The following is a 12,565-nucleotide window of genomic DNA, read 5'->3' on the forward strand; positions in this document are numbered from 1 at the left end:
TCTCCCCGCTCAAACCGCCACCGGCGCCTTGATGTGCGGGTGGGGATCATACCCCTCGATGGCGATGTCCTCGAAGCGAAAGGCGAAGAGGTCGCGGACCTCGGGGTTGAGTGTGAGCCGGGGCAAGGGCCGTGGCTCACGCGACAGCTGTAACCGCGCCTGTTCGAAATGGTTGGCGTAGATGTGGGCGTCGCCGAGCGTGTGGACGAAGTCGCCTGGAGCGAGGTCCGTCACCTGCGCAACCATCATGGTGAGCAGGGCGTAGGAGGCGATGTTGAACGGCACGCCAAGGAATATGTCGGCCGAGCGCTGGTAGAGCTGGCAGGACAGCCGACCGTCCGCAACATAGAATTGGAAGAGGCAGTGGCATGGCGGCAGCGCCATTTGGTCCACCAAGGCCGGATTCCACGCCGAAACAATCAGCCGGCGCGAAGTGGGATTGGTGCGGATATCGGCGACGACCCTGGCGATCTGGTCGATATGCCCGCCGTCGTAATCCGGCCAGGAGCGCCACTGCGCTCCGTAGACCGGGCCGAGATCGCCATTCTCGTCCGCCCATTCGTCCCAAATGGAGACACCGTTCTCCTTGAGATAGGCGATGTTGGTCTCGCCTTTCAGGAACCATAGAAGCTCATGAACGATCGAACGCATGTGGAGCTTCTTGGTCGTCACCAAGGGGAATCCCTCGGCGAGATCGAAGCGCATTTGATGACCGAAGACGGAGCGCGTTCCCGTTCCGGTGCGGTCGCCCCGATCGATGCCGCTGTCGAGGACATGCGAAAGAAGGTCGAGATATTGCCTCATCGGGGACTCCTGCCGGTTCCCATGCAGAGCGGCCTTCCAACCGAAGAGCCCTCTGTGCACTCGCCGACTAGATTCCTGATCGAGGCCACCAAGTCGAGTCAGGACACCGCCGCCACCGAGGATTCTTAACAGGCATCGGCGAGCGAAACGCAATTCGATAACTCTATACGCTCCTTGCACCTTTTCAGGCGGGCAAGGAGTCCTTATATTCGACCGTGCCGGTCATCCGATCGGCTATGGCGATAAACGGTCGATGAAATAAACCTTTCGGACCCGGGGGCGGTACCCGGCGCCTCCACCTGAACCCATCGTGGATGGGCTCAGGCGGGGGCGAAATAGGATCGACGAGGGCGTAAAGATCGAACTTTCGCTCGGCATGGTTCCGCCGTTATCGGGCCGAATCAATAGTTGCCAACGACAACTATGCGGAAGCCCGTCTCGCCGCGTAAGCAGCGCGACAGCTTCAATTCAAAGCCCTAGGGGTTCGCACTTCTAGGCGGGGCTCGGAGGCGCCTGGCAACAGAAGCCTCCACCAGTTTCTTTCCGCGGTCACGATGCTATACCGGCGAATGGAACAAGCACCAGGGTACCCGCAGGACGCACATGGGTCAGGATCTCATCCGCTACGACATTCTCACCCAGGACGCGCTGCGTGGCGTGATCCGGAAGGTTCTATCCGAGGTCTCGAAGACCGGCCTTCCTGGTGACCATCACTTCTTCATCACCTTCCTCACGGGTGCGCCCGGTGTTCGGGTCTCCGCGCGTCTGCGCGAGAAATACCCGGAGGTGATGACGATTGTGATCCAGCACCAGTATTGGGATTTGAAGGTGAACGAGAACGGCTTCGAGGTCGGCCTCTCCTTCTCCGATGTGCCCGAGCGCCTGATGGTGCCCTTCAGTGCCATTCGCGGATTCTATGATCCCGCGGTGAATTTCGAGCTGGAATTCGATCTGCGCGACGTCGAGGCTGCCAATACGTCTGTTGGTGACGGGAGCGAGGAACTCGAGACTGTCGAGGAGCTTACGCCTCCCCCCGCCTCGAAGGAGAAGGCTCCGCAGGATGCCGATCCCTCGGCGGAGCAAAAGGGCTCGGCCGACGTCGTATCGCTAGACGCCTTCCGCAAGAAATCCTGAGTCATGGCCGAGATCGTCAATCTTCGGAGAGCCCGCCGACGAGCTGCCCGACTTCTCGACGAAAAGCAGGCCGAACAGAACCGCATTCTTCACGGCACGCCCAAAGGCCTACGCAGTCAGGCCCAGAACGAGCGTGAACGCGCTGGCCGTCAGCTCGAGGGTCATTACCTTGAGCGACGCAGCGGCGGTTCCACCGACACCATGGGCAATCGCACCGAAGACGAGACCGAGCCCGGGGCATGATCGTCAAGCGCTCCGTAACCATTCGGGGCCATAGAACCTCCATCAGCATCGAGGATGCCTTCTGGCTCCGTCTGCGCCGTCTGGCGGAAGAGCGCGCCGTGCCCCTTGCCGCCCTCGTGGCGGAAATCGATAAGGCGCGGCCGCCGACCACCAACCTTTCGTCGGCCATCCGCCTGTTCGTCCTGGAGGACGCGCTCTCTGATCGCGGTGAAACACTGAGTGGCCCGGCCGCCCTCCCGTAACCAGCGGCTGATAGACAACGCCGCCGTTCGCGGCTCCATCTTTGTACGTCCGGGCATAAGGGCACAACGCAAGCGGCCAAGGCCGCCGCCTGCGATCGGTTTTCTCCCTAGTGCTCGCCGTCAATCGGCGCGGTCGAACCGTCAGCTCGACACGAGCCGGTGGAGCGAGCCGTCGTGGATGAGCGCCCTCGTCACGCCCCCCATGGCCCATTCCCTCAGGCGGCTGTGACCGTAGCCGCCGAAGACGATGAGGTCGGCTCCCATGCGGTGGGCGGTTTCCGTCAGAATATCGGCAGCCGAACGGTCGGTGGAGACGATGATCTCCGAGCGTGCCTTGCACTCGTGACGGGCGAGATAGCGCAAAACCTCGAAGAGGCTTTCGCGCTGTTCCTCCGTCTCCTTGTCGGTGACGGTCAGAACCAGGACATGGCTCGCTCTCGCCAGGAAGGGCAAAGCATCCATCACGGCACGGCGCGACTCGCGCGTGTCGTTCCAGGCGACCAGAACCGTTTCGCCCTTCAGCGGCGCATAGTTCACAGCCGGAAGCAGAACGGGCCTTCCTGCCGAAATCAGGATGGCGCCGATATCGACCGAACGCTCCGCATCCAGGAAATTGTCATCCGTTCCAAGGATCAGAAGATCCGCGGACCGCGCCTGATTGGCAAGCAGGAGGGTCGGGCTGCCGCTGGCGTCCTTCCAGACCGCGTGAATGGCTTCATCGGCATCGGTCGCAGCGGAGAAGGCGTGGCGCAGCTTGTTCAGCTTGCCTTCCGTCTTTTCCATGTATTCGCGCAGGTATTCGACATCGACCGCAAACGACGTCGTGAAGGACAGCGGCGGCCGCTTCTCATAGGCCGCAAACCCGATGAGCTCCGCCGAGAACTGCCGGGCGAGTTCGCAGGACAGCCTCAGCCGAGGCTCGGCCGGGCTCTCGATGTCGAGTTGGACCAGGATTCTTCGATAGGTCATGGCGCGCTCCTCCAAGCTCCCCAACCAGTCTCAATCCAATATATAGAAGACCGACCTCTCCTTTGGCGAGAGCGGAGCGTCGAGGACGGCGCCCACTGGGTCAACCTGGCGCAGGCAATATCGCCGCAGGCGCGCCTGTCCCAATGCTCTGTCGCAGGTCAGGTCAGCAGATGCGGGGCAGTTGCTCCCCGTTCAGCCATTCGACCACCCGCTCCGATCCGAAACTGGTCGACAGACGGACAAGGCGACTGTCGTCTGCAACGGCCTGCCCGATCACGGCGGCATCGCGTCCCAGCGGATGAGCGTTCATGACACGCAGCAGCGCCTCCGCTTTCTCAGCGGGACAGAAGGCGAGCAGCTTTCCTTCGTTGGCGATGCCCAGAGGATCGATGCCGAGAAGCTCGCAGGCGCCGCGCACCGCCGGCTTGATCGGCAGCGCATCTTCATCGAGGACGAAGCCGACGCCGGACTGATGGGCAAGCTCGTTCAGCGTGGCCGCGACCCCGCCGCGCGTCGGGTCCCGCAGGCAGTGGATAGACGGTTCCGCCTCGACCATCGCGGCTACGAGCCCGTTGAGCGGCGCGCTGTCGCTCTCGATCGCGGTTTCGAAGTCAAGATTTTCCCGCTTGGAAAGGATCGCGACGCCATGGTCGCCGATCGAGCCCGAAATGATGACCGCATCGCCGGGTCGGATAGCGTCACCGGAGATCGATAGGTCATCAACGAGAACGCCCACCCCCGCCGTCGAGATGAAGATGCCGTCCGCTTTGCCCCGCTCCACCACCTTGGTATCGCCGGTAACGACGGGCACACCGGCTTCGGTGGAGGCGCGCGCCATGCTTTGGACGATGCGCTTCAGATCGGCGAGCGGGAAGCCCTCCTCGATGATGAAGCTGGCGGAAAGATAAAGCGCCCGCGCCCCGCTCATCGAGACATCGTTGATCGTGCCGTGCACGGCGAGCGAACCGATATCGCCGCCAGGGAAAAACAGCGGCGAGATCACATAGCCGTCCGTCGACATGACCAGCCGCCCGGTCGCAGCCGGCATGACCGCCATGTCGTTGCCCTGCGCCAAGTAGGGGTTGTCGAAGGCGGCAGCGAAGATCTCGGAAATGAGCTGCGCCATGGCGCGCCCGCCCCCGCCATGCGTCATGTCGACCCGCCCCCGCTCGACGTCCAGCGGACGGGTGAACTTGCGCTGACTGCTATCTGCGAACTCGTTCACGCGACCTCCCGATGCTGGCTCGCGCCGCCCTTGCGATGGCGGCCATAGAGCCAATGCGCCGCGCATCCCCCCTCGCTCGACACCATGCACGAGCCGATGGGGTTGTCGGGCGTGCAGACCTTGCCGAAGAGCACGCATTCCTCGGGCCGCTTCAGCCCACGCACGACCTCGGCGCAGGCGCATGATTTGGGGTCCGGCACCTGGCGATAAGGCAGCGCGAAGCGCTTTTCGGCGTCGAATGCCTCGTAGTCGTCGGCGATCCGCAAGGCGCTGTTCGGCAGGGTGCCGAGACCGCGCCACTCGAAATCGCCCCGGAGCGTCATCGTTTCGGCGATGACCTCCCGCGCCTTGGCGTTGCCGATGGCCGGCAGAGCGCGGACATAGGCGTTCTCCACGCGAGGGACGCCCTCGTTGACTTGGCGCACCAGCATCAGGATCGCCTGGAGAAGATCCAGCGGCTCAAAGCCGGCGACAACGATGGCCTGCCCCCGATCCGCGAATTCTTGGTACGGCTCAATGCCGATCACCGCCGAGACATGGCCCGGCCCGATGATCCCCTGGAGCGCCAGGCTTTCGCCGTCCAGAATGGCGCGCATCGCCGCCGGCGTCAGCACATGGTTGCAGAAGATCGAGAAGTTATCGAGCTTTTCGGCCTTGGCCATCTTCAACGCCATGGCGGTTGGCGGCGTCGTCGTCTCGAAGCCGATGGCGAGGAAGGCCACCTGCCGGCCGGGATTCTGCCGCGCGATCTTCAGCGCGTCGAGGGTCGACCAGACCATGCGGATGTCGGCGCCCTCGGCTCGCGCCTTGATCAGGCTCATGCGGTGCGAACCGGGCACGCGCATCATGTCGCCGTAGGAGCACAGGATCACGTCGTGATCGCGCGCGAGCTCTATCGCGCTGTCGACGCGGCCGACGGGCAGGACGCAGACCGGGCAACCCGGTCCATGCACCAAGCGCACATTGCCAGGCAGCAACTCCTCCAGACCATAGCGCGCGATCGTGTGGGTGTGGCCGCCGCAGAACTCCATGAACGTGTATTGGGCGCCGGAGCGGCACTCGGCGGCGATCGTCGCGGCAATCCCGCGCGCGAGCGCCCCATCGCGGAACTCGGAGGCATATTTCATCGCCCTGCTCCGCTCTCTTCCAGTTCGACGAGCTCGCCCATTTCCTTGAGGATGGCCAGCGTCTGCAAGGCTTCCTCGGGGTCGATACGGCTCAGCGCGAAGCCGACGTGAAGCAGAACGTAATCGCCGACGGCAACGTTCTCCACCAGGGCAAGGCTCACCACCTTCTCGACGCCTTCGATGTTCACGCGCGCCATGGACGCGGGCAGAAGCTCCACCACTTCGGCAGGAATTGCCAGACACATGGGTCTCGTCCTTGCTCCCAGGGGCAGTGGCGGCATCGGGTCCTGGAGCGTTATCCGGTCACGCCGCTTTTCTCATACCCTGGAGTTAGAATTTGGGCGGGGCGAGAACCTTGAGTCAAATCAAACCGCCGGGCCTGACCCACCCGAGGAACCGCATTCGGCCACATATCCTTCGCGCCTGTTGCACTGGCCGGCGCTTGCACGACGCCCATCTTTGCAGAGAGACCGCCGCTCGAACGGACATTGCGGGACCTCTTCTTCCTGATGGATTACATTCTTCTCCTGACCGTCTTCGGTCTCATCGTCCTGATCACGGCCTGGGTACCGGTCCTGATCAAGGAGATGCCGCTTTCCCTGCCGATCATCTGCATTCTGATCGGCGCGGGGCTGAGGCTGTCGCCGCTGTTCACCGTGGTGGAGGCCAACCCGCTCGAAAGCCGCTATCTCACGGAGAAGCTGACCGAACTCGTGCTGATCGTGTCGCTGATGGGCGCGGGGCTGAAGCTCGACCGGGCCCTGGGTTGGCGGCGATGGGCACTGACCTGGCGGCTGCTGGGCATTTCGATGCCGTTGAGCATCGCTGGGGTCGCCCTCGTCGGATGGTCGCTCCTGGGTCTTGCCCCCGCCGCGGCACTTCTGCTCGGCGCCGCGCTCGCTCCGACCGATCCTGTGCTGGCGAGCGACATCCAGGTCGGCCCGCCCGGCTCGGGCTGCGAAACGCCCGTCCGCTTCGCCTTGACCTCGGAGGCAGGACTCAACGACGGCCTATCCTTCCCCTTCGTCTATCTGGCGATCGCGGTGGCGCTTGCGGGAAGGGTCGACGCGTCGCTGATTGGACACTGGTTTCTCGTTGACGTGCTTTGGAAGCTCACGGCAGGCGCCGTGATCGGCTGGCTGGCGGGAAAAGGCGTGGGTTGGCTCCTGTTTCGCCTGCCCGACAGGACCCGCATCTCGCGCACCGGCGACGGATTCGTTGCTCTCGGCATCACCCTTCTCGTCTACGGCGTCACCGAGATCGCTCATGGCTATGGCTTCCTGGCGGTCTTCGCCTCCGGCCTCGCCATCCGCGCAACGGAGCGCCAGAACGAGTATCATGAGAAGCTCCATGCCTTCGCCGAGCAGATCGAGCGCCTGCTCATGATGGTCCTGCTCGTCTGCTTCGGCGCGGCCATCGCTCAAGGGTCGATCTTTGGCCGACTCGATGGCTGGGTCGTGCTCACCGCCGTCCTGGTGATTTTCGTCATCCGGCCGCTCGCGGGCATCGTCGGCCTTCTGGGGCGGCCCGAGAAGGCGCGGGAGAAGGCGATGATCGCATTCTTCGGCATTCGTGGCATGGGCTCGTTCTACTATCTCGCCTATGCGCTCGGGCAGGCGGAGTTTGCCGGAACCGACATCCTATGGGTCACGATCTGCTGCTGCGTCCTCGCCTCGATCGTCCTCCATGGCACCACGGTCACGCCGCTGATGCGCTATCTGGATACCGAACGGCATATCGAAGAAGGCCGCCCTCCGCCGTGAGCCTTCAGGGTTTTGGCCGCACCACCTGCCCATCCTCTTTGGTGAAGGCGGCGATCGAGCCTTCCGGCAAAACATCGAGCACCTTCTCCGATGGGCGGCAAAGCGCCACGCCTTTATCAGTCACGACAATAGGCCGCTCGATGAGAATGGGATGAGCCATCATGGCGTCGAGAATTGCCTCGTCGTCCAAGGCAGGGTCGTCCAGCCCGAGCTCCTCATAGGGCGTTCCCCGACGGCGCAGGAGTTGGCGCGGGGTGATGCCCATCGCCTGGATCAGCTGAACAAGGCGTTCGCGGCTCGGCGGCGTCTTCAGATATTCGATCACCTCGACCGTCTCGCCCGATTGACGAAGCATCGCCAGGACGTTGCGTGAGGTCCCGCAGGCGGGGTTGTGGTAGATGGTGGCAGACATGGCGCTCCTCATCCTTCACCGAAAAGGCGCTACCATTCTAACTCAAGAATCGGTGCGGCGGGCGCTCGTTCGCGCCCGCCGGCCCATCCATCGGATTCAGGAGAGCGCCTTCTCGAGTTCGCCCTTCGACATCTTGGAGCGACCCTGAATGTCGCGCTTCTGCGCCTCGTGATACAACTCGTCCTTGGTCTTGTCCGAGCCGCCGGACGAACGGCCGTCGGTGTACTTGGCCATGGTGCGCTTTTGCGCGCCCTTGCCTTCCTTTTCCGCTTCGGCGGTTTCGCCCTTGCGCTCCTTGGCTTTCGTCTCGCGCAGGTTCTCGCGATTGGTCTTGGCGTCTTCCTGATTCGTCGCGCCGGCCTCGTGCAGAGCGATCGCCTTGGCCTGCTGGGGGCTTTTCACGTCGGCGCCAGTCCCGCTCTTCAGCTCGCCATGCTTGTACTCGTGCATGACGCGCGCCACGGTTTCCTTCTGCTCTTTCGACTGCTTGGCCATGATCCACCTGTTGAATCCAGTTGGGTTTGACCTGCTAAACGCCGATGATTGCACAAGGTTCTCCGTGGCGTCGATTACGGCGGCCAGTGTCGCTATGCCTGATCCGCCTCAAAATCGAGCGCGACGCCGTTGATGCAATAGCGAAGGCCGGTGGGCGGCGGACCGTCGGGAAAGACATGGCCAAGATGGCTACCGCAGCGCGCGCAGTGAACCTCGGTGCGCACCATGCCGTAGCTCCGGTCCTCGGTCGTCTCGATGGAACCTTCGACAGGCGTGTCGAAGCTCGGCCAGCCGGTTCCGCTTTCAAACTTTTGTCCTGACTGAAAAAGCGGCTGCCCGCAGCCCGCGCACGAGAAGGTCCCGTGCCGCTTCTCGTGCAGCAGCGCGCAGCTTCCCGGCCGTTCGGTGCCGTGGCCGCGCATGACGTCGAACTGCTCGGGCGTCAGCAATGCCCGCCACTCCGCCTCCGTGTGCGTCACCGGATAGGTCTTGCCGTTCATGCTTGCGCCTCCTTCTTTGGGAACCTTGGAATTCCCTAGATAGGAAGGAGCGCCCGCAATCCACAGGCGCCGGCGAGGATCAGCCGGAAATCGACGGCGACTCGATGCGCTCCACCCCCGCCTCCCGCATCGCGCTCCAGGCCCGATCGAGCGAGCCGTCGAGATCGATGGCGCGGCAGGCGTCCTCGATGACGGCGACGGAAAAGCCCGCCTTCGCCGCGTCGAGCGCTGTCCAAAGCACACAGAAGTCGGTGGCGAGACCGACGGCGAAAACGCGGCGAACGCTGCGCTCCCTGAGATAGCCCGTAAGCCCCGTGGGGGTCGTGTGGTCGGCTTCGAGGAAGGCTGAGTAGGAATCGATCTCGGGGTGATAGCCCTTCCTCACCACCGCCTGGGCATGCGGCACATGAAGCGCGGGATGAAAACTGGCGCCGTCCGTCCCCTGCACGCAGTGATCGGGCCAGAGAACCTGCGTTCCATAGTCGAGGTCGATGGTCGAGAACGCTGGGCGCTCATGGCGCGACGCGAAGGAGACGTGTCCGGCGGGGTGCCAATCCTGCGTGAGGATCACCGTCTGAAAGCGTTCAGCCAGCGCGTTGACCACAGGCACCACGGCCTCGCCCTCAGGCACGGCCAGGGCGCCGCCCGAGCAGAAGTCGTTCTGGACATCGACAACGAGGAGAACGTCCTCGGCGGAGGGGCGAAAGATCATCAGGCGCGGCTCCAATGGGTGGCACCGGGTCAACGTGCCCATCATGACGAGGAAAGGCAACCGGTGCAGCGGCCGCGCGTCGTCGGTCTTTCCTGGCGGCACAAAAAAAGGCGGCACGAGGCCGCCTGAAATTTGGCTGGAGTATCAGGCCATGAAAAAACCTGATGCCGGATAATCACCTGAACCTCTAAAGGTTGCGTTGCGATGCGGCAGATTTGTCAGCCCCTCTCGTCGCCGCTCGCCAAAATCGCCTGCTAACCCTAACTTCCTCGCAACCAACCGCGCCGTCCGTTCGTTTGTGGCGCAGCAGCGGGGATCATGGTCTCCCGCTGGAGTTGGCGCGCCCCTCGCTCGTCGCGCCGGAGTTCCATTCGCAGGAGATGACGATGTTCCGCGACAAGCCTTCAGCCTCTGCCTACGACCGCATCGCTGAGGCGGTTTCCGATATCGGCGACCGGATCGCCCATCTTGAGGAGCAGGTCGCGGAACGGGTGAATCCGACCCCGTCGGCGGCCACGCGCGCCAAGGACGCGGTGGCGCGGCATCTGCCGATGATGCAGCCCAGCCGCCGCAGCTACGTTCCCGGCTTCCTCTCGAATCTTTCGATGCCGAGCATGCCGGACACCTCCGGCGCGCTGCACGACATCAAGCACCAGCTTGCCGAACTGCGGCACTCGGTTTCGGATGTCTCGCTTCCGAGGCTTCCGGCGCTGCGTCGTCGCCATCAGGTTCGCGGGCGCCTCGACTATATGCGGGACAATCCGTCCGTATCGATGCTGGTGGTCGCGGGCGGCGCGCTCGTCGCCGTGGGCGCGGCCTATTATCTCACCAAGAAGCTCGCCGAACACACCGAGGAGCCGGATTACCAGGTGGTGCGGCAGGACGGCGACATCGAGATCCGCGACTACGATGCCATGGTCGTCGCCGAGACGGTCAAGACCGGCTACCACGAGAAGGCGCTGCGCAGCGGCTTTGACACGCTTTACAACTACATCCGCGCGCAAAACCGCAGCGGAAAGAAGATTGCGATGACGACGCCGGTCCTCCAGCAGCTTTCCGAAAGCGAGGGCCGCACGAAGGGGTGGGCGGTGCGCTTCGTCATGCCGAAGAAGTTCTCGGCCTCGACGCTGCCCAAGCCGGTGAACGAGGATGTCGCCATCAAGGAATTCCCGGCGCGCCGCGTCGTCGCCATCCGCTTCCCCGGCACCTTCACCGCTTCCCTCGCCAGCAAGAAGTTGATGACGCTCTATAACTACCTGTCCGACGAGAACCTCTCGCAGAAGGGCGATCCCGAGTACGCCTTCTACAATCCGCCCTGGACGCCGGGCTTCATGCGCCGCAACGAGATCCTCATCGAGATCGAGCGCTGAGGCGATCGTCATCAAGTTTGAAAAGGCGCTGGAGCAACACGCTCCGGCGCCTTTTTCGTTTCACTACAGGGCGGAAGCTCAGAGCTTCGCCAGTGCCTGCTCGAGATCGGCAATGATGTCGCTGACGCTTTCAATGCCGACAGAGAGGCGAATCGTATCCGGCGCCGCGCCCGCCGCCACCTTCTGCTCGTCCGTCAGCTGCCGATGAGTGGTCGAGGCGGGATGAATCACCAGCGAGCGCGTATCGCCGATGTTGGCAAGGTGGGAGAAGAGTTCCAGCGCCTCGACGAAGGCGACGCCGGCGTCATATCCGCCCTTGAGGCCGAAGGTCAGAACCGCGCCCGCGCCCTTCGGTGCGTAGCGAAGCATCATCTCGTGGTTGGGATCGCTTTCGAGACCCGCATAGGAGACCCACGACACCTTCTCGTGCCCCTTGAGATACTCGGCCACCGCCTTCGCGTTCTCGACGTGACGCTGCATCCTCAGCGGCAGCGTTTCGATGCCGGTCAGAATGAGGAAGGCGTTGAACGGCGAGATCGCCGGACCAAGGTCGCGCATTCCGAGAACGCGACAGGCAATGGCGAAGGCAAAATTGCCGAAGGTCTCATGCAGAACGATGCCGGCATATTCCGGCCTAGGCTCCGACAGGGTCGGATAATGGCCTGAGGCCGACCAGTCGAAGGTGCCGGCGTCGACGATGACGCCGCCCATGGAGTTACCGTGACCGCCCATGAACTTGGTCAACGAGTGAACGACGATGTCCGCCCCATACTCGATCGGGCGGCACAGATAGGGAGTGGCCAGCGTGTTGTCGACAATGAGCGGCACGCCCTTCCGGTGAGCGATCTCCGCGATGCCCGCGATATCGACAACGGTGCCGCCGGGATTGGCGATCGATTCGATGAAGACCGCGCGCGTCTTTTCATTGATGGCCGCCTCGAACGTGGAGAGGTCAGAGGGGTCAGCCCACGTCACCCGCCAGTCGAAGCTCTTGAAGGTGTTGCCGAACTGGTTGATCGAACCGCCATAGAGCCAGCGCGAGGCGACGAACTCGTCGCCGGGCTGCATCAGCGCCTGGAAGACGAGAAGCTGCGCTGCGTGGCCTGACGCGGTGGCCAGCGCCGCCGTGCCGCCTTCGAGAGCCGCGACCCGCTCCTCCAGCACGGCCTGGGTCGGGTTCATGATCCGAGTATAGATATTGCCGAACTGCTGAAGCCCGAACAGCGCCGCCGCATGATCGGCATTGTCGAAGACGTAGGCCGTCGTCTGGTAGATCGGAGTCGCACGCGCTCCTGTCGCGGGGTCGGGCGCAGCGCCTGCATGAACGGCGAGCGTTTCGAAGCCGGGGGTGGTGCTCATGTCGTTTCTCCATAGGGCAGACTGCCGCGGATCATCCGGCAGCGGACAGGCCGGTATGATGAAGCGCGATGCGAGCTTGTTCCAGGGATTTTATTGCGTCGAAGCACGAACTCGACGCGCTGTCGTTCTCAACTCTTGATGGATCGAGAAAAGCGGCGGGATTTTCGTCGCTAATCTTCAGTTTTGAGGCCGGGGGCCTTCGGGCAAGAA

15 protein-coding genes and 1 other RNA gene are annotated in these 12,565 nt (G+C 63.3%); 6 read left to right on the forward strand and 10 right to left on the reverse strand.

The features are described 5' to 3' along the window. Positions 1-9: 9 nt before the first annotated feature. Positions 10-804, reverse strand: coding sequence for a thymidylate synthase (locus B5D38_RS10790; RefSeq protein WP_078708425.1), 795 nt, complete (start codon positions 802-804; stop codon positions 10-12). Between the two features lie 177 nt (positions 805-981). Here B5D38_RS10790 and ssrA point away from each other — a divergent pair. From ssrA to B5D38_RS10810, 4 genes are all read left to right on the forward strand, one after another. Then, positions 982-1,338, forward strand: a transfer-messenger RNA (tmRNA) gene (gene ssrA, locus B5D38_RS10795). A 69-nt stretch (positions 1,339-1,407) separates the two neighbouring features. Further along, positions 1,408-1,938 (forward strand): SspB family protein, encoded by a 531-nt coding sequence (locus B5D38_RS10800; protein ID WP_078708426.1) that lies wholly within the window; start codon positions 1,408-1,410, stop codon positions 1,936-1,938. A gap of 3 nt (positions 1,939-1,941) precedes the next feature. Then, the gene (locus B5D38_RS10805; protein WP_078708427.1) at positions 1,942-2,181 is read left to right on the forward strand and encodes a DUF4169 family protein; all 240 of its coding nucleotides are present in this window, start codon (positions 1,942-1,944) and stop codon (positions 2,179-2,181) included. Next, the gene (locus tag B5D38_RS10810) at positions 2,178-2,423 is read left to right on the forward strand and encodes a ribbon-helix-helix domain-containing protein (RefSeq protein WP_078708428.1); all 246 of its coding nucleotides are present in this window, start codon (positions 2,178-2,180) and stop codon (positions 2,421-2,423) included. Before B5D38_RS10805 ends, B5D38_RS10810 begins: the two co-directional genes overlap by 4 nt. 141 nt (positions 2,424-2,564) lie before the next feature. Here B5D38_RS10810 and B5D38_RS10815 read toward each other — a convergent pair whose 3' ends face one another. The 4 genes from B5D38_RS10815 to B5D38_RS10830 all read right to left on the reverse strand — a co-directional run bounded on the left by B5D38_RS10815 (position 2,565) and on the right by B5D38_RS10830 (position 5,989). After that, positions 2,565-3,392: a universal stress protein gene (locus B5D38_RS10815; RefSeq protein ID WP_078708429.1), complete on the reverse strand. Its 828-nt coding sequence runs from the start codon at positions 3,390-3,392 to the stop codon at positions 2,565-2,567. 163 nt (positions 3,393-3,555) lie between these two features. Beyond that, complete coding sequence (hypE, locus tag B5D38_RS10820) at positions 3,556-4,545, reverse strand: hydrogenase expression/formation protein HypE (RefSeq protein WP_245319132.1); 990 nt, start codon at positions 4,543-4,545, stop codon at positions 3,556-3,558. 68 nt (positions 4,546-4,613) lie between these two features. Continuing rightward, positions 4,614-5,744: a hydrogenase formation protein HypD gene (gene hypD / locus B5D38_RS10825; RefSeq protein ID WP_078708431.1), complete on the reverse strand. Its 1,131-nt coding sequence runs from the start codon at positions 5,742-5,744 to the stop codon at positions 4,614-4,616. After that, complete coding sequence (locus B5D38_RS10830; RefSeq protein WP_078708432.1) at positions 5,741-5,989, reverse strand: HypC/HybG/HupF family hydrogenase formation chaperone; 249 nt, start codon at positions 5,987-5,989, stop codon at positions 5,741-5,743. Before B5D38_RS10830 ends, hypD begins: the two co-directional genes overlap by 4 nt. A 264-nt stretch (positions 5,990-6,253) precedes the next feature. On the opposite strand from B5D38_RS10830, the gene B5D38_RS10835 reads away from it, so the two are divergent. Beyond that, complete coding sequence (locus B5D38_RS10835) at positions 6,254-7,507, forward strand: cation:proton antiporter (RefSeq protein ID WP_078708506.1); 1,254 nt, start codon at positions 6,254-6,256, stop codon at positions 7,505-7,507. Between the two features lie 4 nt (positions 7,508-7,511). Here B5D38_RS10835 and arsC read toward each other — a convergent pair whose 3' ends face one another. The 4 genes from arsC to pncA form a co-directional block, all read right to left on the reverse strand. Then, positions 7,512-7,919: an arsenate reductase (glutaredoxin) gene (arsC, locus tag B5D38_RS10840; RefSeq protein ID WP_078708433.1), complete on the reverse strand. Its 408-nt coding sequence runs from the start codon at positions 7,917-7,919 to the stop codon at positions 7,512-7,514. Between the two features lie 96 nt (positions 7,920-8,015). Next, positions 8,016-8,414: a DUF6496 domain-containing protein gene (locus tag B5D38_RS10845; RefSeq protein WP_078708434.1), complete on the reverse strand. Its 399-nt coding sequence runs from the start codon at positions 8,412-8,414 to the stop codon at positions 8,016-8,018. Between the two features lie 92 nt (positions 8,415-8,506). After that, on the reverse strand, positions 8,507-8,914 hold the full coding sequence (gene msrB, locus B5D38_RS10850; RefSeq protein WP_078708435.1) for a peptide-methionine (R)-S-oxide reductase MsrB: 408 nt from the start codon (positions 8,912-8,914) through the stop codon (positions 8,507-8,509). Between the two features lie 79 nt (positions 8,915-8,993). Beyond that, a complete protein-coding gene (gene pncA, locus B5D38_RS10855) occupies positions 8,994-9,626 on the reverse strand; it encodes a bifunctional nicotinamidase/pyrazinamidase (RefSeq protein ID WP_078708507.1) in 633 nt (210 codons plus the stop codon). A gap of 386 nt (positions 9,627-10,012) precedes the next feature. On the opposite strand from pncA, the gene B5D38_RS10860 reads away from it, so the two are divergent. After that, positions 10,013-10,996 carry an SOUL family heme-binding protein gene (locus B5D38_RS10860; RefSeq protein WP_078708508.1) on the forward strand — a complete coding sequence of 328 codons (984 nt, stop codon included), beginning with the start codon at positions 10,013-10,015 and terminating at the stop codon, positions 10,994-10,996. Between the two features lie 78 nt (positions 10,997-11,074). Here the strand turns inward: B5D38_RS10860 and B5D38_RS10865 are convergent, their stop codons facing one another. After that, complete coding sequence (locus tag B5D38_RS10865) at positions 11,075-12,355, reverse strand: O-acetylhomoserine aminocarboxypropyltransferase (RefSeq protein WP_078708436.1); 1,281 nt, start codon at positions 12,353-12,355, stop codon at positions 11,075-11,077. Positions 12,356-12,565: the final 210 nt, after the last annotated feature.

Origin of the sequence: Consotaella salsifontis (assembly GCF_900167365.1) — a bacterium.
Classification (GTDB): Bacteria; Pseudomonadota; Alphaproteobacteria; order Rhizobiales; family Rhizobiaceae; genus Consotaella; species Consotaella salsifontis.

Excerpts from the sequence above, each read along its gene's own strand:
- B5D38_RS10790 (WP_078708425.1), bottom strand. The coding sequence starts at position 804 with ATGAGGCAATATCTCGACCTTCTTTCGCATGTCCTCGACAGCGGCATC.
- B5D38_RS10800 (WP_078708426.1), top strand. The coding sequence starts at position 1,408 with ATGGGTCAGGATCTCATCCGCTACGACATTCTCACCCAGGACGCGCTG.
- B5D38_RS10805 (WP_078708427.1), top strand. The coding sequence starts at position 1,942 with ATGGCCGAGATCGTCAATCTTCGGAGAGCCCGCCGACGAGCTGCCCGA.
- B5D38_RS10810 (WP_078708428.1), top strand. The coding sequence starts at position 2,178 with ATGATCGTCAAGCGCTCCGTAACCATTCGGGGCCATAGAACCTCCATC.
- B5D38_RS10815 (WP_078708429.1), bottom strand. The coding sequence starts at position 3,392 with ATGACCTATCGAAGAATCCTGGTCCAACTCGACATCGAGAGCCCGGCC.
- hypE (WP_245319132.1), bottom strand. The coding sequence starts at position 4,545 with ATGACGCATGGCGGGGGCGGGCGCGCCATGGCGCAGCTCATTTCCGAG.
- hypD (WP_078708431.1), bottom strand. The coding sequence starts at position 5,744 with ATGAAATATGCCTCCGAGTTCCGCGATGGGGCGCTCGCGCGCGGGATT.
- B5D38_RS10830 (WP_078708432.1), bottom strand. The coding sequence starts at position 5,989 with ATGTGTCTGGCAATTCCTGCCGAAGTGGTGGAGCTTCTGCCCGCGTCC.
- B5D38_RS10835 (WP_078708506.1), top strand. The coding sequence starts at position 6,254 with ATGGATTACATTCTTCTCCTGACCGTCTTCGGTCTCATCGTCCTGATC.
- arsC (WP_078708433.1), bottom strand. The coding sequence starts at position 7,919 with ATGTCTGCCACCATCTACCACAACCCCGCCTGCGGGACCTCACGCAAC.
- B5D38_RS10845 (WP_078708434.1), bottom strand. The coding sequence starts at position 8,414 with ATGGCCAAGCAGTCGAAAGAGCAGAAGGAAACCGTGGCGCGCGTCATG.
- msrB (WP_078708435.1), bottom strand. The coding sequence starts at position 8,914 with ATGAACGGCAAGACCTATCCGGTGACGCACACGGAGGCGGAGTGGCGG.
- pncA (WP_078708507.1), bottom strand. The coding sequence starts at position 9,626 with ATGATCTTTCGCCCCTCCGCCGAGGACGTTCTCCTCGTTGTCGATGTC.
- B5D38_RS10860 (WP_078708508.1), top strand. The coding sequence starts at position 10,013 with ATGTTCCGCGACAAGCCTTCAGCCTCTGCCTACGACCGCATCGCTGAG.
- B5D38_RS10865 (WP_078708436.1), bottom strand. The coding sequence starts at position 12,355 with ATGAGCACCACCCCCGGCTTCGAAACGCTCGCCGTTCATGCAGGCGCT.